Consider the following 17,748-nt stretch of genomic DNA (forward strand, 5'->3'; position numbering starts at 1 on the left):
GGCTGTGGCAAAGGTAGGTTGGACGTGGTTTGCATTTTCGGTTGTGTCTGTAGATAGGTGAGGGGGGGCGTATGTTGCGTAATATTTCTATAGTTTGTATGGTGCTCGTGGCTTCATGGGTTTCCAGTGCGCAGGCATCTACGGGTTATGCACTGATTGTCGGTGTGTCGCACTATCCATCCTTGGATGAGCGTATGCAGTTGGATGGCCCAAAGTATGACTCTGAGATGGTTGCTGCCTACTTGAAGAAGCAACGATCAGGGCTGTTCCGTCAGGAAAATATCAAGGTCTTGGCCGATGGTATTTCTGGTGCCCAAACACCAACCAAGGCAGCCATCCAGCGGGGTATGGATGCGATCGCTAGCAAGGCGCTTGAAGGTGATTTCGTTTATTTACACTTCTCTGGTCATGGCTCTCAGCAACCGGCAAGGCAGGGCGATCTGAGTGAGACTGATGGTCGAGATGAGTTGTTTTTGCCAGCAGATATTGGCGCTTGGGATGACTCTGTCGGTACGGTAAAGAATGCTCTAGTGGATGACGAGATCGGCCAACTGATTGGCAATATTCGCAAGAAAGGTGCGTTTGTCTGGGTGGTATTCGATAGCTGCCATTCTGGGACGGTCACTCGTGGTGCTCCAGCGGGCGAGGATGTGCATATGAGAAAAGTCGAGCCGTCAGCCTTGGGTATCCCACAGGCAGCCATGGATGCGGCAGATCGGAATGGCACTAAAACTCGCGGCAAGGGCGCAGCACCGGAGTCTTCCTTTGTGAAAATGGGAGACAGTTCAGGCAAGGCTGGAGGGTTGGTCGCGTTTTATGCGGCTCAGTCCACCGAGCAGGCACCTGAAATGCGCCTGCCTCAGGGCGAGGATGGTCGCCTACCGCATGGCTTATTTACGTTTACCTTGTTGCAAACAATCACAGAGCATCCGGGGATCACCTACCGGCGTGCGGCGCAAGAGGTGTTACAGCGCTATTCTGCTTTGAATATGGATCGGCCTACCCCGTTGTTTGAGGGGGATATGGACTCAAGGGTGTTCGGCAGCAATCAAGTGGATGAAAAGCCGCAGTGGCCGATTGAAAAGCGAGGTGGCGAAATCCGTATCCCCGCAGGAAATCTCAGCAGATTGTCGTCCGGTTCAATCGTGGCTTTCCTCGATTCCCCTGGGGCGGACGAGAAAAGTGCTGTCGGATATGCGAAGGTAGTGAATCCAACCGCGATGGAAAGTGTCCTTCAGCCGATCGAGTATCGAGGCAAAAAAGCGATTAGCCCTAATGCTCTGCCAGAGAACGGGTATGCCCGTTTAGTTGAGCAAAAAATGGATCTTTCCTTGCGGGTGGCTAGGCCAGAATGGAAAGATACGTATCCGAAAGAGGCGCGCGAACGCATCCAAAAGATCATGGATAGCCTGAAGCCGGAAGAAGGCAGCGGCTTGAGGTTGCAATGGGTGGACGTTGGGCAGCCCGCAGATATTCGCTTGGCTTATGCTCAAGCGGGAAGCGAGCAGGAGCAGCTTTGGTTGTTGCCGCCCACGGGTAATCTGGTGACGGCCGGCGCTAATAAAACCCCCTCAATCATCCTGAAAGGGAAAGATGATGCTCAGTTGAAACTGGCGCTGCTCGATAATCTGACTCGGGTCGCCCGCGTCGTTAACCTGTTGCGAGTCAGTCAGGGCATGGGGGCAGGCTCCAGCGCGATGGAAGTGATGTTGAAGGTTAAGCGCAAAGCAGACGGAATTACCCGTGAGCTTTCCGCGACATCGATCCCGTCGCTGTATCCTGGTGATGAGGTGCATCTGTTGGCCGTGAATACAGGCAGAAAGCCAGTTGATGTGAATGTGCTGTTCGTGGGGAGCGATTACTCAATCAGTCACTGGTATAAAGAACGTATTCATCCCAATGGCAAGCTAAGCACCGGCTTGTTCCGCGTGAGTGCAGATTCCTTTGGCAAGGAACGAGTGATTGTTGTAACCAATGAGGCGAAGCCTGAAAGCGAAGTGGTGGACTTGAGCTTTTTGGCGCAGAAGGCCATGCCAAAGACACGTGGAAATGCGCTGACCGGTATGGGGGCTTTGTTGCAGGAAGCAGGATTCGGTGGTGTGAAGACACGAGGCGTTGAGCCGCTGGGCGGAGCAGAAGAGGGCGGAGCATCTTCGATATTGCAGTTCATTATTGATACTGCCGCCTCGTTGGACATGTAACATGTAGGGCTGTATTTACAGCTATTTTGAGATGAAATATGACTGAACAGCCGTTACCTGAAGAGTGCCTGAGGTGGATCGCACAAGGCGGGGTGCTTGCAGATAGAGGGATGGAAATCCTGTTTCGCACCTATGGCTCCCGCGTCAAAGCGTTCTTTCGTCGTCACCGTATGAGTGATGAAGAGTCAGCTGACTTGTTGCAAGAGACGTTCATCAAGGTGTATCGCTCTGCCGATAAATTTGAGGGCCAATCGAAGGCAAGTACTTGGCTATGGGTCATCGCAAGAAACTGCATGCTGGATTATCTGCGGAGCAAGCGACCAACCGAGTCATTGGACGAAATGCTGGATGCCGATATGTTCGAAATTGAGTCGGTGTCCGGCTCAGTTTGCACTACAGAGCAAATCGGCCTTCGCGATTGTATTCAGCGTGGATTTGCCGCCTTTGGCAAGGAACACCCAGATCGCGTCCAAGTCATGCAACTGGTCGTGGTTGAAGAGTGGGATATGGAGGATGTGGCGAAATTCCTTGCACGAACTCCTGCCGCTACGCGTGAGTACATCTCTCAATGTCGAAAGCGTTTGCGTCAGTTTCTTGATCCCTGTCGTGATTTGTTGGAGGCTTAGCCGTGGTCGATGATAACAAACTACATGCGTTGGCTGATGATGACGATGCTTGGCTTGCCTCGCTGAGTGGTCGGGCGCGTCCGTTAGAGGGCGATCGGGAGGTGCAGGTATTGCGTGACCTCATGATCGAGAACGAAAGGCAGAGTGCCAGCCGTGAAAACGTCGAACACGATTGGCATCAGCTTCGCTTTGCGTTGAAACGTGAAGAACGCATGGTGCGTCCACGATGGTTTAATGGTGCGCAATTCGCTCAAGCGGCGATGTTGCTAGTGGCCATCGTTGGGGTTTACCAGATAGCCCCACGTGAGGATGCTTCTGTCCTCGTGTCGGAGGTGAGTGATGAGCCGATCATGCGCGGCAAATATACACAGGAAATCTACTCTCCCGAGCCTTCGGTTTTAGCTAAGCAGTGGTATGGTCGCTTGCAAGAACTCCATGTGCCCGTGCAATTGAAATCTACCGCAGAGTCAACGGAGCTTAAAGTCGAGTTGACCTATCCTGTACCTGAAGCCGTTCGAGACGTGTTTGCTCAAGAGGAGATTCGTTTGCCTGAGCGGGGAGATTTGTATTTGCTTTTCTATCAACAGGCAACAACTGAGTAGGCCGTATCAGTTAGTGCTATTCGTTTCGTTTGCTGCCTGTTGTGTTCCAACATCATTGGGTTTCCAGCGCTTGAGTAGCAGGGCATTGCTGACGACAGATACGGAGCTCAGTGCCATTGCAGCTCCCGCAATGACGGGATTGAGCATGCCCAGTGCGGCTAGTGGAATCCCTAATACGTTGTAACCGAAGGCGAAAAATAGATTCTGACGAATCTTGGCGAGTGTAGCTCTAGATAGGTCCAGTGCGTCGGCTACGCCCATCAGATCATTGCGCATGAGGGTGATGTCTGCTGCTTCGATAGCGATGTCGCTGCCGCTCTTCATCGCAAAGCTCACATCAGCGGCAGCGAGGGCAGGCGCATCGTTGATACCATCGCCCACCATGCCGATCAATTTTCCTTTTGATTTCAGCGCGTTCAGGTGTGTGGCTTTATCTTGTGGGAGCACTTCTGCGCGGAATTCAGCGATGCCGACTTGAGCAGCGATGGCGGCAGCCGTCTCGTGATTGTCGCCACTGAGCATGATCACGCGTATCCCCAGCGCTTGTAAACGTGCCACGGCATCGCGGCTACTGGCACGTACTGGGTCGGCCAGTGCGATGAGACCTAGCGCGCTACCTGCACGCACCACGGCGATGACTGTTTGCCCGCGACTGCGCAGAGTGCTCAACGCGATTTCATCTAGGGTGATCGCTTGTTGCTTGATGAAGTCGGGCGAACCGAGCGAACAGGCTAGGCCAGCGACGTTGCCGTACAAGCCTTGTCCCGTAGCTTCACCAAAATCAGTTACGTTGGCTAGCGCGATTCCGCGCTGTGACGCTGCTTCTGTCAAAGCACGCGACAAGGGGTGGGATGAATGTTGCGCGAGCGCGGTGGCAGTCGCCAATAACTCAAGTTCGGCGACTCCGGCTGCAGGTTCAAGGGCGATGACTTCGGGTTTACCAGCGGTCAGCGTGCCGGTTTTATCCACCACAAGTACGCTCAGCGTATGGGCGCGTTCAAGGGCGGCGGCATCGCGGATCAAAATCCCCGCCTGTGCTGCGCGCCCAGTGGCGACGACCACAGCGGTGGGTGTCGCCAAGCCGAGCGCGCAGGGACAAGCGATGACAAGTACGGCGACGGCGTTGATGAGCGCAACCGTGAATCCAACCCCCAGCCACCACCAGACCACAAAAGTGAGGGCAGCGATGCCTAGTACCGAGGGTACAAAGATGGCGGAGATCTGGTCGGCCAGTTTCTGTATGGGTGCTTTAGAGCCTTGGGCCTGCTCGACTAGGCGGATGATGGCAGAAAGCTGGGTGCGTGAGCCAACAGCGATCGCTCGGCAACGCAGTAAACCTTGCTGATTGAGCGTCGCTGCGTAGATCCTGTCACCACTCTGCTTTACGCGCGGCAGGCTTTCGCCGGTGAGCATCGCTTCGTCTAGACTCGATTGCCCCTCCAGCACGATGCCATCCACCGGCACGCTTTCGCCGGGGCGGACGACGAAGATATCGTCAGGTCGTAACTGGCCGACGGATACGTCCAATGTTTGGCCATTGCGCTCGGTATGCGCTAACTTAGGTTGCAGATTGAACAGGGATTCCAGCGCGGCGGAGGCTTTGCCCTTGGCGCGTGCTTCCAGTAGCTTTCCCATCAGCACCAGCGTGATGAGGGTGGCGCTGGCCTCGAAGTACACCGGCTGATCGAGTTCCAACAGCCACACCGCGCAGCTCATGAAATAAGCTGCGCTGGTGCCGAGGGCGACTAACACGTCCATATTGCTGCCGCCGCTGCGAAGAGATTTCCATGCGCCAATATAGAAGCGACTACCTGCCCAGAATTGAACGGGTGTGGCGAGTAGCCACGCCAGCCAGATCGGCAACATGAGGTGAGCGTCAACGAGCATTCCCACCATTTCCAGTAGGAGCGGCAAGGTCAATGCCAAGGATAGAAAAAATTGCCACTGTTCGTGGCGGAGGAGCTTGAGGCGATCTTGTTTTTCAGCGGCGAAATCGCGCGCTGGGTGTGCATCAAAGCCCGTCTTGCGCACGGCTTCGAGCAGGGTGTTGACATCAGCTTGCGCAGGGTCGAAGGTCAGGCTGGCTTTTTCGGTGGCGATGTTGACCACGGCGCACACGCCAGGTAGCTGATTGAGTGATTTTTCCAGTCGGGCGGAGCAGGATGCGCAGCGCATCCCAGTGATCTGCAGTTCGGCGTGGTCGGTATTGGGTGATGTCATGATGCCTCCACGCCGATTATGTCACGGATGAGTTACATCGGTTGTTTCACGCTGACGGCTCCTCGAATCTGCCCCGGAGCGTAACCTGTGGCTCGATCAAATGGATACTCTTCAGCCAAGCGAGCTTTTACGTTTTCTGGGATCTGCTCGGAGCTGCCATGGCAGCTGACACATCCGGGTTGCAGAGCGATCGCTTTCATGAAGCGGAAATACTTTCCGGCAGGCTCTTGCACTACCTCAGAAAATTCGATGGTTTCGGGTTTTTCTCCTTGGGAAGCACGTACCTCAAACTCCTTCAGCACCTTTTGCTCCCAAGCGTCTGGGGTGCCCAGTAGAGGATTGCGCACTTTGAGCGAAACTCGGCTTAATTTCAAACCCTGTTTGCGCGAAATATCACCAGCCATCTTGGGTGCGATCTCTTTGCATACTTTGATGGCAGACTCCGGCCCACCTTCGGCTACTGCTTTTTGATTTTCAGCGACCAGCTGCTTCAAAAAGGGCATGGCGATTGCCTTGGCCGACTCAGGCGAGGCATCTCCAGCCAAAGCCGGCAGAGAGAACGTTGCTACGATTGCGCTAACCACTAATTTTTTCAGCATGATTACTCCTTATCAAAAAAAGACCCGACAAAGGGAGGGGGTTGTCGGGTCAGGGGTGCCTTTGCAGGCAGGGGAACTTACTTCTTCATCGGGCAGGTATTCATGCCCAATATCGGATACAGCGGGCAAAACTTGAACAGTCCGGTAACTAGAGGTACAACGCCGATCCAGCCCCATGCGCCGATGGTGCCAGCCAGGGTCAATGCGATTAGTGCAACACCTGCAACGATGCGCAAGATACGGTCGATACCACCTACGTTTGAACTCATGGTCATGCTCCTCTGGTTTGGATTTCGAAGACTGCAAGATACGTTCTCATAGCGAGTCTGTCTGTGAGCTAAGTCACATAACTTGAACTGTTTTACGCTTCCTGTTTCAATCCGAGCCTTGGATGAGGGGATTGGAATGAGTGATACTACGCAAAAACGCATCGGTATTATTGGTGGTAGTGGGGTTTATGACATTGAAGGACTCGCTAATACGCGCTGGGAAAAGGTCGAATCTTCGTTCGGCGAACCTTCCGACGAACTGCTGTTCGGCGAGTTGAATGGGCTGGAGCTAGTCTTTCTGCCACGTCACGGACGCGGTCATCGCATCCCTCCTTCCGAGATCAACTTCTGCGCCAACATCGATGCGCTCAAGCGCGTCGGCGTGACCGACATTCTCTCGGTCAGCGCCGTTGGCTCCTTGCGGGAAGACCTCACGCCGGGCACGTTCGTCATCGTCGATCAGTTCGTCGACCGCACCTTCGCCCGGACTAAATCCTTCTTTGGTAATGGCTTGGTCGCCCACGTCTCGGTCGCTAAGCCGGTGTGCTCGCGCCTAGGCGACCACATTCAAGCGGCCGCGCAGGCGGCGGGTATCAAGACGGTGCGCGGCGGCACCTACCTCGTGATGGAAGGCCCGCAGTTCTCCACGCTGGCCGAATCCGAGCTGTACCGGCAATGGGGCTGTGACGTGATCGGCATGACCAATATGCCCGAGGCCAAGCTCGCCCGCGAAGCCGAGATCTGCTACGCCACCGTGGCGATGGTCACCGATTACGACTGCTGGCATCCCAGCCACGATGCGGTGACGGTGGACGAGATCGTCAAAGTGCTGCTGGCGAACGCCGACAACGCACGCACGCTGGTGAAGCAAGCCGTCCCCGCCATCGGCGCGGATGCCTGCGCTGACGATTGCGCCTGTCGTCGCGCATTGCAACATGCGGTGATGACGGCCCCAGCGGTGCGTGACCCAGCGCTGGTCGAGAAACTGTCGGCTGTGGCAGGGCGAGTGCTGGCGAGCCAGCCATGAGTGAATCGCAACTACGCAGCGACCTGCTGGAAACCTCGCGCCAGATGCTGGCTTGCGGCCTCAATCGGGGCACGTCCGGCAACGCCTCGGTACGTTGCAGCGAAGGTTTCCTCGTTACGCCATCGGCTTTGCCGGTGAGCGAGATGATGCCCGATAGTCTGGTCAAAATGACGCTGGCGGGCGAAGTGATCGGCACAGGCAAGCCTTCCAGCGAGTGGCGCTTCCACCGTGACATCCTCGCCGCCCGCTCCGAAGTCGGCGCGGTGCTGCATGCTCACTCTACTTTCGCTACCACGTTGGCTTGTCTGCGCCGCGACGTGCCAGCGGTGCATTACATGATCGCTCTGGCGGGCGGCAGCACAGTCCGCTGCGCGCCGTATGCGCTGTTTGGATCGCAAGAGCTTTCCGATCACGCGCTGTATGCGCTGCAAGGTCGCCGTGCCTGTCTGCTCGCCAATCATGGGATGATTGCGCTCGGACACGACCTGAACGAGGCACTGGCCGTGGCGCAGGAGGTCGAATTTCTGTGCGAGATATACTGGCGCACACTGCAAGTAGGCGAGCCGCAACTTCTGACTGCGCAGCAAATGGCTGATGCTCAGCAACAATTCAACGGCTACAAAAGCCCCAACGCAAAGGACTGACCATGGTCATCAAATCGAAGATACGCACCATCCCAGACTATCCGCATCAAGGCATTATGTTCCGTGATATCACGACCTTGCTGAAAGATGCGGACGGCTTTTATGCCACCATCGAAGCGCTGGCGAATCGTTACCGCGATGTGAAGATCGACAAGATCGTCGGCATCGAATCGCGCGGATTCATCATCGGCGCGCCGCTGGCCTATGCGCTGGGTGTTGGTTTCGTGCCAGTACGAAAAAAAGGTAAGTTGCCGTCAGTCACCATCGGTCATGACTACCAGCTGGAATATGGCACGGATCGTATCGAGATCCATACCGACGCGATTTCCTCAGGCGAGCAGATTTTGTTGGTCGATGATCTTATCGCCACTGGCGGTACGGCTGAGGCGGCGGTCGCGCTGATCCAACAGGTTGGCGGTGTGGTGGTGGAATGTGCGTTCGTCATCGACCTACCGGATGTGGGCGGTCGTAAACGGTTGGAAGCCAGAGGGCAGACAGTATTTACGCTGTGCGAGTTCGAGGGCGACTAAGTCTGATCGGCCGACTCGACGACGGCGTGCGAGTCGCAGCCGATACCTGCTGCGATCCGGTTTGTGCAGAACCTAGCTAGCGGAGCATCGAGTTTGGTGGGCAGCCAGCGTACGTGGCGCGTCGGATTGGTCACCATGCCGCACACGTAGCGAGTGGATTCGCTGTGCCATTCCAGCGCACGGCAGCTTCCCTTACGTTGCCATAGGAACACCCAAGCGATCGGGCAGGGTTCGGCAGCACAACAGACGCCACAACCGTTGCAACGCTCACCCAGTGCGGGCTTGGTCGGTGCATCGCGGTGTAATTCGATGGTTTGTAGGGTGATCTTCATTGTGGGCTATGGTATTACGCCATGTGATTTCGAGCCAGTGCGGCTTGAGATGCCCTTGAAATCTGAATGACATTTTAGAGTGAGTGAGATGAAAGTTGAGACTTTGCGCTGGTCGCACAATCAATTGGAAATGATAGACCAGCGAATTCTGCCGGCCGCTTTTGAGTATGTGAGCTACGACTCGGCGTCGTCGGTGGCGGAGGGCATCCGCAGTATGGTCGTGCGTGGTGCACCCGCTATCGGCGTGGCAGCGGCGTATGGTGTGGCGCTGGAGGCGTTGCGTTTGCAGAGTGAATCGATGGCAGATTTCAACATAGGTATGGATGCTGGCTTTAGCACGCTAGCGGCTAGTCGTCCAACTGCCGTGAACCTGTTCTGGGCGCTGGCTCGGATGCGCGGAGTGTGGGAAAGCGTCGCAGAACAGTCATCTGCGACGGTCGCGCAACGATTGCTGGCCGAGGCGCACGAGGTATTGGCCGAGGATATTCGCATCAACAAGGCGATGGGTGCATACGGCGCGGCACTGCTGCCAGACGGTGCGCGGGTGTTGACGCATTGCAACGCGGGAGCGCTCGCCACGGCGGGATGGGGCACGGCGCTGGGGGTGTTTCGCTCGGCTGTCGAAGCCGGTAAAAATATCTCGGTCATCGCCGACGAGACGCGCCCTTTCCTGCAAGGCGCGCGGCTAACGGCGTGGGAAATGGTGCAGGAGAACATCCCCGTCACCCTCATCACCGACAATATGGCGGGCTACATGATGGCGCAGGGCGAGGTGGATGCCGTGGTGGTCGGCACCGACCGCGTCGCGGCTAACGGCGATGTGGCGAATAAGATCGGCACATACATGGTGGCGGTGCTGGCGCGGCGACACGATATCCCGTTCTACGTCGCCTGTCCGCTATCGACCATCGACATGAGCATTGCGAGTGGAGCGAGCATCCCCATCGAAGAGCGTTCAGAGGATGAGGTGAAGGGTTTTCGTGAAACGCACTGGGCGGCGGAGGGTGTGACGATACGCAATCCAGCCTTTGATGTGACACCCGCAGAGTTGGTGACGGGCTTGATCACAGAGCGAGGGGTGATTCTCTGTCCCGATGCGCCCAAATTGCGCGAGCTGTTCCGCTAGGTGGGCAGCTGCTGACCAGACTGTATAATGCGCCGCTCAAGGCCATGTGTAGTGCCGCGCCATCAAGGAAAACCATGTACGAAGTTCGCCCAGGACAGTCTGTCGAGTTATTGAAGGAGTTGCACATCCTCACCCGCGACGGGAAGATGAATCAGGATTCGCGGCGCAAGCTGAAGCAGGTATTCCACCTATATCAGTTCATCGAGCCTTTGTTGCAGGAGATACGCCAGCAGGGCTCTGATGTCCGGCTGGTCGATCACGGGGCAGGGAAGTCCTACCTCGGCTTCATTCTGTATGACTTGTTCTTCAAGGCGCTGGAAGATGGTTCGCACATCTACGGTATCGAGACGCGGGAGGAGCTGGTACAGCGTTCGCGGGAGTTGGCGGGGAAGCTGGGATTCTCGGGCATGTCCTTCCTTGATCTCTCAGTGGCTAATTCTATAAATTCCAATAAGTTACCTGATGAAATTGATGTGGTTACTGCACTACATGCGTGCAATACAGCCACCGACGATGCGATCCGTTTTGCGCTGGCCAAGCGCGCACGCTTCATCGTGCTCGTGCCGTGCTGTCAGGCCGAGGTCGCTGCCGTGTTGCGCAGGAACAAGGGCTCGGCGTTGAAGAATCCGCTGTCTGAACTGTGGCGGCATCCTATACACACCCGCGAATTCGGCAGCCATCTCACTAACGTGTTGCGCTGTTTGCAGCTGGAAGCGCACGGCTATCAAGTGACGGTGACTGAGTTAGTGGGCTGGGAGCATTCGATGAAGAACGAGCTCATCATCGCTCGCCATCAGGATCAGCCACGCAAACAATCTGCCGAGCGCTTGGATTTCATGTTGGAATCGCTCGGTCTGAGCGAACTACGCGAGCGCTTCTTTACTCCCGAGCAAGGAATACCACGATGACTGAAAACAAACCTAATCATTATCAGCGCATAGGCGGCGAGGAGCGGGTGCGGGCCTTGGTGCAGCGCTTCTATCAGGTGATGGACGAGTTGCCGGAATCTTATGGCATACGCAAGATGCACCCTGAGAACCTCAAAACATCGGAGGATAAACTGTTCAAGTTCCTGTCAGGCTGGATGGGCGGTCCGCAACTCTTTGTGCAGGAATATGGACACCCCTTGTTGCGTCAGCGCCATTTCCCATTTTCCATCGGCAAGGAAGAGCGCAATCAATGGCTGATGTGCATGGACATCGCTCTGCGCGACACGGTGGCCGATGAGGGGTTGCGACAGGAGTTGACCGTGGCCTTCGTCAAAGTCGCCGATCACATGCGCAATCAGCAACACTAGGCCGGTCTAATCTACCGTTGTCGTGTCCGTCTGTTGCGGGGCGGGTGTGGCCGCTTGCAGCATGTGCTGACGGCTATCGGGCGTTTCCAAACTAATTCGCCCCAGCGCGCCGTCGCGGTAGTCTTGCAATAGTGTCAGTGCCGCCTTTTCCAGGTCAGCATCGCCGCCTTTGAGGCGATAGCCGCGTCGCTGGGCGACAGCTTCGATCACCGAGACACCATCCATTCCGTCCACGGAAAACTTGTAGCGCTGGCTCAGCAGGGCGGAGTAGCGCGCCAGCAGGATGTCAGCTAGAAAGGTCGCCACCTCTTCGTCGATCACCGCATTGCGGCCAATGGCATGGCTGGCAGCCAGCATCAGGCCATCGCTAGGGTGTTCGATCTTCGGCCACATCAGCCCCGGCGTGTCGATCAGCGTCATGCGCTCGTTTAGATCGAAACTCTGCTGGCTTTTGGTCACGGCAGGCTCGTCGCCGACATTGGCCACGCGGCGCTTGAGCAGCGCGTTCATCAGGGTGGATTTACCGACGTTGGGGATGCCCATGATCATCATGCGCAAGGGTTTGAGTGGTGTGCCACGATGCGGGGCCAGCGGCAGGCACAGGCCGGGAACCTTCGCGACATCGCCGGGCTTCTTGCACGACAACGCAACAGCCTTGACGCCGGGTTGCGCGTTGAAATAATCCAGCCAAGCCTTGGTCACGATGGGGTCGGCCAGATCGGCCTTATTCAATATCTTCAGACAGGGGCGCTGCCGGTGCAGCCGCAATTCACGGATCATCGGATTGCTGCCTGCTTCGGGTACGCGAGCATCCAGCACCTCGATCACAACATCGATACGCTCCATCGTTTCGGCGGCTTTCTTGCGCGCCGATGTCATGTGACCGGGAAACCATTGGATAGCCATGCTGGAGTGTCAGAGGTTGGGGGAGTACATTTTACCTTGTTTGACGTGTTCGCTTCGAGCAACCATAATCGTCGCCTGCCATTCTGCCTAAACATGCCATGACCCTTATCCGCCAGCAGGATTTTATTGACAGCGTCGCTGATGCCTTGCAGTTCATTTCCTATTACCACCCGCAGGACTACATCCACGCGCTGGCTGAGGCGTATCGCGACGAACAGTCGCCCGCTGCCAAGGATGCGATGGCGCAGATTCTGACTAATTCGCGCATGTGCGCGCTGGGGCATCGGCCTATCTGCCAAGACACCGGCATCGTAGTTGCCTTTGTGAAGGTGGGGATGGAAGTGCGCTGGGAGGCAGAGCTGAGTGTGGTCGAGATGGTGAATGCTGGCGTACACAAAGCTTACTTGGCTTCGGATAATCCCTTGCGTGCATCTATCGTCAGTGATCCGGCGGGGAAGCGTAAGAATACGGGTGACAATACCCCAGCGGTGGTGCATATCGAGCTGGTGCCCGGCGAAAAGGTTGAGGTGAGTATCGCAGCCAAGGGTGGTGGTTCGGAGAATAAGACACGTTTTGCCATGCTGAATCCTAACGACGATGTGGTGGAGTGGGTGGTCAGTCAGTTGCCGGGTATGGGGGCGGGCTGGTGTCCGCCGGGGATGCTGGGCATCGGCATTGGTGGCACGGCGGAGAAGGCGATGCTGCTAGCCAAGGAGTCGCTGATGCAATCCATCGACATGGCGACGCTGAAGGCGCGCGGCGCGCAGAATCGGCGGGAAGAGTTGCGCATCGAGATATTCGACAAGGTGAATGCACTGGGTATCGGTGCTCAAGGTCTAGGCGGTCTGACTACGGTGCTGGATGTGAAGATTCTCGATTACCCGACTCATGCAGCCTCCAAGCCGGTCGCTATCATCCCCAATTGTGCGGCGACTCGGCACGTCGATTTCGAGCTGGATGGCCGTGGCGTGGCCGAGTTCACGCCGCCTGACATCGCAGATTATCCTGATGTGCATTGGCATCCCGCTGAGGATGCGCGGCACGTCAATCTAGACGGTTTGACCGGCGCCGATATTGCTGAATGGCAGCCTGGCGAAACGATCTTGCTTTCGGGAAAACTGCTCACTGGACGAGATGCGGCGCACAAGCGCATTGCTGATTTGCTAGCGCGCGGCGAGAAACTGCCGTCTGGCGTGGATTTTAATGGCCGATTCATTTACTATGTCGGCCCGGTTGACCCCGTGCGTGATGAAGTCGTGGGGCCTGCAGGGCCGACTACCGCGACACGCATGGATAAATTCACCGAGATGATGCTGGCGCAGACTGGCTTGATCGGCATGGTAGGGAAGTCGGAACGCGGATCTGCTGCCATTGAGTCCATCAAGAATCACGGCGCTGTGTATCTGATCGCAGTCGGTGGTGCGGCGTATCTGGTGGCGAAAGCCATCCGTAGTTCGCGGGTGGTAGCCTTTGCCGATCTGGGCATGGAAGCGATCTACGAGTTCGAGGTTGAGAACATGCCGGTAACGGTGGCGGTGGATGCGCGGGGACGTTCTGTGCACAACATCGGCCCAGCTGAGTGGAAACAGCGCATAGGTATGATTCCGCTCAAGGCGATATAGAATTCTTTCGGCGCGCATTGCGCGACGATAAACAGTTTGGCGGGTCTCCCCGCATTGCGACATGGTGAACCTGGTCAGGTCCGGAAGGAAGCAGCCACAGCCAATCGTTGCAAGTGCCGGGGGTAAGGCTCGCCTCCCTTTTTGCAGTTGGGGTCCGGCGGTTACGGGCTCATGTTCAACCTACGCGAATTTAGCCACTCTTAACGGTTCCGACCTTGTCCGCCTCTTCCGTTCTAGCTCGAAAATGGCGCCCGCGCAGCTTTGCTCAACTAGCTGGGCAGGAGCATGTGGTGCGTGCGCTATCTAATGCGCTGGAGCAGAATCGCTTACACCACGCCTATCTGTTCACCGGCACGCGCGGCGTGGGGAAAACCACTATCGCGCGTATCTTCGCTAAGTCGCTCAACTGCGAGGCTGGAGTCACCGCGACACCGTGTGGTGTATGCGGTGCGTGTACCGAGATCGACAGTGGACGGTTCGTTGATCTGATCGAGTTGGATGCGGCCTCTAACACCCAAGTGGACAACATGCGCGAATTGCTGGAAAGCGCGCTGTACACGCCGACCGCTGGGCGCTTCAAGGTCTATATCATCGACGAAGTTCACATGCTGTCGAAGTCGGCCTTCAATGCCATGCTGAAGACGCTGGAAGAGCCGCCTGCGCACGTCAAATTCATTCTTGCAACGACCGATCCGCAAAAGATTCCGGTCACGGTGTTGTCACGCTGCTTGCAGTTCAATCTCAAGCAACTGCCACCGCAGCTTATACTCAAGCATTTGCAGCAGGTGTTGGAGCAAGAGGGGATCGCTAATGAATCAGCGGCACTAGCTCTGATCGCGCGCGCCGCGCAGGGCAGCATGCGTGATGCGCTCAGTTTGATGGATCAGGCCATTGCATTCGCGGCGGGCAACGTCAGTGAAGCGGTGGTGCGTACTATGTTGGGAGCAGTGGATCAGGGTTATCTCTATGATCTATTGCAAGCTTTATTGGTTGGAGAGGGAGCTGAGTTGCTGCGCGTCGCCGATGCTATGCAGAGCCGCAGTATTGCGTTTGAGGCAGCCTTGCAGGAGCTGGCCAGTTTGTTGCATCGTATTGCGCTGGCACAGACTGTGCCGCAGGCTATCGCTGATGACGAGCCGGAGCGCGCGCGCTTGCTGGAACTGGCGCAGGCATTCAGTCCAGAAGAGATCCAGCTGTACTACCAGATCGCTATCCACGGGCGTAATGACATAGAGTTAGCACCAGACGAATACGCTGGTTTTACCATGACTCTGCTGCGGATGCTGGCGTTTAAGCCAGCTGGTGCGCGAGCTTTACCAGAACGAGCAGCATCTGCGACACTGATGCCTCGACCTGCTGCGACCGTGGCTGAGCCGACTGAGCAAACACGTGCCGAACTTGTGGTTCAGGAGACTGCTCCGATAAGTTATGCTGCAGCACCGGTTGCGTTGGCTGACGGAAAACTGGATTGGACGGCGCTGGTCGGGCGTCTGAATTTGCAGGCGATGGCGCAGGAGTTAGCCAAACACTGTGTGCTAGAAAACTACGCCGAGGGTGTGGTGGTGCTCAGTCTTGCGCCACAGCGAAAGTTGCTAAATAGCAAGATGGCCCAGGATAAGTTGCAAGCGGCTTTGAGCGATCATTTCGGATTGGCGGTGCGCTTGCAGGTCAATCTGGGGGTGACTAGCGATAAGGTGACTCCGGCTGCGGTCGAACAGCAGGTCAAACAGTCACGCCAGCAGCAGGCGGAAGCATCTATCTTGAGCGACAATTTCGTGCGCGAGGCGCAGGAGCAGTTCGGCGCGCAGATCGTAGAAAATTCAATCAAACCCATACAACAACAGTGATTCGGAGGAAGTGGCAATGATGAAGGGCGGATTGGGCGGACTGATGAAGCAGGCGCAACAGATGCAGGCCAACATGAAAAAGGCACAGGCCGAACTGGAGACCATCGAGGTCGAAGGCGTGTCCGGCTCTGGCATGGTGAAAGTAGTGATGACTTGCGGGCATAACGTGCGCCGCGTGTCACTAGACGACAGTCTGCTGGCGGACGACAAGGATATGCTGGAAGACTTGATCGTGGCCGCGTTGAATGACGCGATGAAAAAAGCGGCGACTACGACTCAACAGCGCATGAGCGGATTCACGGCTGGCATGAATCTGCCCCCTGGTCTGAATCTGCCATTCTGAGTCGATGAACACGCCTTCCAGCCTTGAAGCGCTGATCGAAGCGTTGCGCTGCCTGCCGGGCGTCGGGCCAAAATCTGCACAACGTATGGCTTACCATTTGCTACAGCGGGACAAGCCGGGTGCTTTGCGTTTGGCGCATTCGCTGGGTTCAGCGGTGGAGAATCTGCGGCACTGTGCGAAGTGCAACAGCTTTTCGGAAGAGGAAGTCTGCGTGCTGTGTAGTTCTGGTAAGCGTGACGACAGCTTGCTGTGTGTGGTCGAGATGCCGGCGGACTTGCTGATGATGGAACAGACGCAATGTTATCGCGGCATGTATTTTGTGCTGATGGGGCGCTTGTCCCCGCTGGATGGCGTGGTGGCGCGAGATTTGCCGCTGGATAGATTGATTCGGCGTGCGCAGGAGCAGTCTTGCGAAGTGATTTTAGCAACCAATTTCACCGTGGAAGGCGAGGCTACCGCACATTATCTGGCGACTTTATTGCGGGCGCAGGGAATTAAGGTGTCACGCATCGCGCGCGGATTGCCGGTAGGCGGAGAGTTGGAGCATGTGGATAGTGGAACCTTGGCACAGGCAGTGCTGGAGCGGCGCGAGGTGAGAGAATGAATGAAGAACAGCAAGGCGAACGGTTGCAGAAGGTACTGGCACAAGCCGGTGTCGGTTCGCGCCGCGAGATGGAGGAGTGGATCACTGCCGGGCGCGTGACGGTCAATGGCGAAGTCGCCACGTTGGGTATGCGTGTCCACGAAGGCGACGAAGTGCGCGTGGGTAAACGCTGGATCAATGTGAAAGCACCGGGCGCTGAGCTGCCGCGTGTGTTGTTGTATCACAAGCCTGAAGGTGAGATCGTCAGCCGCGATGATCCAGAAAAGCGTGCCACCGTGTTTGACAAACTGCCGCGTTTGCGCGGTCTAAAGTGGACGGCTATCGGTCGCTTGGACTTCAATACCAGCGGATTGTTGATCTTTACCACGTCTGGCGAATTGGCCAACCGACTGATGCACCCACGTTTTGAAGTCGAACGTGAATATGCGGTGCGCGTACAGGGCGAGCTGACCATAGAGCAGACCTTGCAGATGACTAAGGGTGACGGCATCGAGCTGGAGGATGGCGCGGTAAAATTCGAACGCCTCACCGACGAAGGTGGAGAAGGCTTTAACCATTGGTATCGAGTGATGCTGAAGGAAGGGCGCAACCGCATCGTGCGCCGCACTTTTGATGCGTTGGGCTTGCCCGTCAGTCGTTTGATTCGTGTGCGTTATGGCATTGTTAATCTGCCGCCGAGTATCAAGCGCGGCAAGATGGCAGAGTTGGGTGAGGGTGAGGTTAAACAGATCATGGAGTGGGCGGGATTGACGATGGAGTCAGCGGTTCCCGTGGCTCCTGTTGTTAGTACTCCAGCTAGCAAGTTACCTCGCGCAGGTGGAGTCGGCCCCAAACGAGATGGGGAGGGGAGGGGGCGATCAGCTGCGTCAGCAAGAGGTGGAGTCCCGTTACGTGGGAATGCTAGTAAATTCAGAAGTAAAGCTAGATAGATTGAGGAAAATCCGCCAAGAATT

19 protein-coding genes and 1 other RNA gene are annotated in these 17,748 nt (G+C 56.5%); 15 read left to right on the forward strand and 5 right to left on the reverse strand.

The annotated features are described in order from the left end of the window. The first annotated feature begins 71 nt into the window (after positions 1 to 71). Genes OYT1_RS04560 through OYT1_RS04570 form a run of 3 tightly spaced genes read left to right on the forward strand, consistent with a single transcriptional unit; the run spans position 72 to position 3,429 of the window. Positions 72 to 2,201, forward strand: a complete 2,130-nt coding sequence (locus OYT1_RS04560; RefSeq protein WP_084612008.1) for a caspase family protein — start codon at positions 72 to 74, stop codon at positions 2,199 to 2,201. Between the two features lie 38 nt (positions 2,202 to 2,239). Then, a complete protein-coding gene (locus OYT1_RS04565) occupies positions 2,240 to 2,827 on the forward strand; it encodes an RNA polymerase sigma factor (protein WP_084612009.1) in 588 nt (195 codons plus the stop codon). Positions 2,828 to 2,829: 2 nt separating this feature from the next. Further along, positions 2,830 to 3,429, forward strand: coding sequence for a hypothetical protein (locus OYT1_RS04570; RefSeq protein WP_062626970.1), 600 nt, complete (start codon positions 2,830 to 2,832; stop codon positions 3,427 to 3,429). Between the two features lie 6 nt (positions 3,430 to 3,435). Here the strand turns inward: OYT1_RS04570 and OYT1_RS04575 are convergent, their stop codons facing one another. From OYT1_RS04575 to OYT1_RS04585, 3 genes are all read right to left on the reverse strand, one after another. Then, entirely contained in the window at positions 3,436 to 5,649 is a 2,214-nt protein-coding gene (locus OYT1_RS04575) for a heavy metal translocating P-type ATPase (RefSeq protein WP_062626971.1), read from the reverse strand. A gap of 32 nt (positions 5,650 to 5,681) precedes the next feature. Beyond that, positions 5,682 to 6,248: a Tll0287-like domain-containing protein gene (locus tag OYT1_RS04580; RefSeq protein WP_062626972.1), complete on the reverse strand. Its 567-nt coding sequence runs from the start codon at positions 6,246 to 6,248 to the stop codon at positions 5,682 to 5,684. 77 nt (positions 6,249 to 6,325) lie between these two features. Then, positions 6,326 to 6,517: a YgaP family membrane protein gene (locus tag OYT1_RS04585; protein ID WP_062626973.1), complete on the reverse strand. Its 192-nt coding sequence runs from the start codon at positions 6,515 to 6,517 to the stop codon at positions 6,326 to 6,328. A 136-nt stretch (positions 6,518 to 6,653) separates the two neighbouring features. Here OYT1_RS04585 and OYT1_RS04590 point away from each other — a divergent pair, with 136 nt between their 5' ends. Genes OYT1_RS04590 through OYT1_RS04600 form a run of 3 tightly spaced genes read left to right on the forward strand, consistent with a single transcriptional unit; the run spans position 6,654 to position 8,718 of the window. Continuing rightward, positions 6,654 to 7,544, forward strand: a complete 891-nt coding sequence (locus OYT1_RS04590; RefSeq protein ID WP_062626974.1) for an S-methyl-5'-thioadenosine phosphorylase — start codon at positions 6,654 to 6,656, stop codon at positions 7,542 to 7,544. Then, a complete protein-coding gene (locus OYT1_RS04595) occupies positions 7,541 to 8,188 on the forward strand; it encodes a class II aldolase/adducin family protein (RefSeq protein WP_062626975.1) in 648 nt (215 codons plus the stop codon). The genes OYT1_RS04590 and OYT1_RS04595 overlap by 4 nt, the downstream gene beginning before the upstream one ends. A gap of 2 nt (positions 8,189 to 8,190) precedes the next feature. After that, positions 8,191 to 8,718 carry an adenine phosphoribosyltransferase gene (locus tag OYT1_RS04600; protein WP_062626976.1) on the forward strand — a complete coding sequence of 176 codons (528 nt, stop codon included), beginning with the start codon at positions 8,191 to 8,193 and terminating at the stop codon, positions 8,716 to 8,718. Here OYT1_RS04600 and OYT1_RS04605 read toward each other — a convergent pair. Further along, positions 8,715 to 9,050 carry a hypothetical protein gene (locus OYT1_RS04605; protein WP_062626977.1) on the reverse strand — a complete coding sequence of 112 codons (336 nt, stop codon included), beginning with the start codon at positions 9,048 to 9,050 and terminating at the stop codon, positions 8,715 to 8,717. The two genes, OYT1_RS04600 and OYT1_RS04605, sit on opposite strands and share 4 nt — an antisense overlap. An 88-nt stretch (positions 9,051 to 9,138) precedes the next feature. Here OYT1_RS04605 and mtnA point away from each other — a divergent pair, with 88 nt between their 5' ends. The 3 genes from mtnA (at position 9,139) to OYT1_RS04620 (ending at position 11,473) form a co-directional block, all read left to right on the forward strand. Then, positions 9,139 to 10,176, forward strand: a complete 1,038-nt coding sequence (gene mtnA / locus OYT1_RS04610; RefSeq protein WP_062626978.1) for an S-methyl-5-thioribose-1-phosphate isomerase — start codon at positions 9,139 to 9,141, stop codon at positions 10,174 to 10,176. A gap of 74 nt (positions 10,177 to 10,250) precedes the next feature. Beyond that, positions 10,251 to 11,084 (forward strand): class I SAM-dependent methyltransferase, encoded by an 834-nt coding sequence (locus tag OYT1_RS04615; protein ID WP_062626979.1) that lies wholly within the window; start codon positions 10,251 to 10,253, stop codon positions 11,082 to 11,084. Next, on the forward strand, positions 11,081 to 11,473 hold the full coding sequence (locus tag OYT1_RS04620; RefSeq protein ID WP_062626980.1) for a group II truncated hemoglobin: 393 nt from the start codon (positions 11,081 to 11,083) through the stop codon (positions 11,471 to 11,473). Before OYT1_RS04615 ends, OYT1_RS04620 begins: the two co-directional genes overlap by 4 nt. 6 nt (positions 11,474 to 11,479) lie before the next feature. Here OYT1_RS04620 and ylqF read toward each other — a convergent pair whose 3' ends face one another. Next, on the reverse strand, positions 11,480 to 12,379 hold the full coding sequence (ylqF, locus tag OYT1_RS04625) for a ribosome biogenesis GTPase YlqF (protein WP_062626981.1): 900 nt from the start codon (positions 12,377 to 12,379) through the stop codon (positions 11,480 to 11,482). Positions 12,380 to 12,477: 98 nt separating this feature from the next. On the opposite strand from ylqF, the gene OYT1_RS04630 reads away from it, so the two are divergent. The 6 genes from OYT1_RS04630 (at position 12,478) to rluB (ending at position 17,724) form a co-directional block, all read left to right on the forward strand. After that, positions 12,478 to 14,001 (forward strand): fumarate hydratase, encoded by a 1,524-nt coding sequence (locus OYT1_RS04630; RefSeq protein ID WP_062626982.1) that lies wholly within the window; start codon positions 12,478 to 12,480, stop codon positions 13,999 to 14,001. Positions 14,002 to 14,039: 38 nt separating this feature from the next. Continuing rightward, an RNA gene (gene ffs, locus OYT1_RS04635) (signal recognition particle sRNA small type) lies at positions 14,040 to 14,138 on the forward strand. A 78-nt stretch (positions 14,139 to 14,216) separates the two neighbouring features. Further along, a complete protein-coding gene (gene dnaX / locus OYT1_RS04640; protein ID WP_062626983.1) occupies positions 14,217 to 15,848 on the forward strand; it encodes a DNA polymerase III subunit gamma/tau in 1,632 nt (543 codons plus the stop codon). A 16-nt stretch (positions 15,849 to 15,864) separates the two neighbouring features. Continuing rightward, the gene (locus OYT1_RS04645; protein WP_035383616.1) at positions 15,865 to 16,191 is read left to right on the forward strand and encodes a YbaB/EbfC family nucleoid-associated protein; all 327 of its coding nucleotides are present in this window, start codon (positions 15,865 to 15,867) and stop codon (positions 16,189 to 16,191) included. 4 nt (positions 16,192 to 16,195) lie between these two features. Beyond that, a complete protein-coding gene (gene recR / locus OYT1_RS04650; protein ID WP_062626984.1) occupies positions 16,196 to 16,795 on the forward strand; it encodes a recombination mediator RecR in 600 nt (199 codons plus the stop codon). Further along, the gene (gene rluB, locus OYT1_RS04655) at positions 16,792 to 17,724 is read left to right on the forward strand and encodes a 23S rRNA pseudouridine(2605) synthase RluB (protein WP_084612011.1); all 933 of its coding nucleotides are present in this window, start codon (positions 16,792 to 16,794) and stop codon (positions 17,722 to 17,724) included. Before recR ends, rluB begins: the two co-directional genes overlap by 4 nt. Positions 17,725 to 17,748 lie beyond the last annotated feature (24 nt).

It is taken from the genome of Ferriphaselus amnicola (assembly GCF_000974685.2).
Lineage (GTDB): Bacteria > Pseudomonadota > Gammaproteobacteria > Burkholderiales > Gallionellaceae > Ferriphaselus > Ferriphaselus amnicola.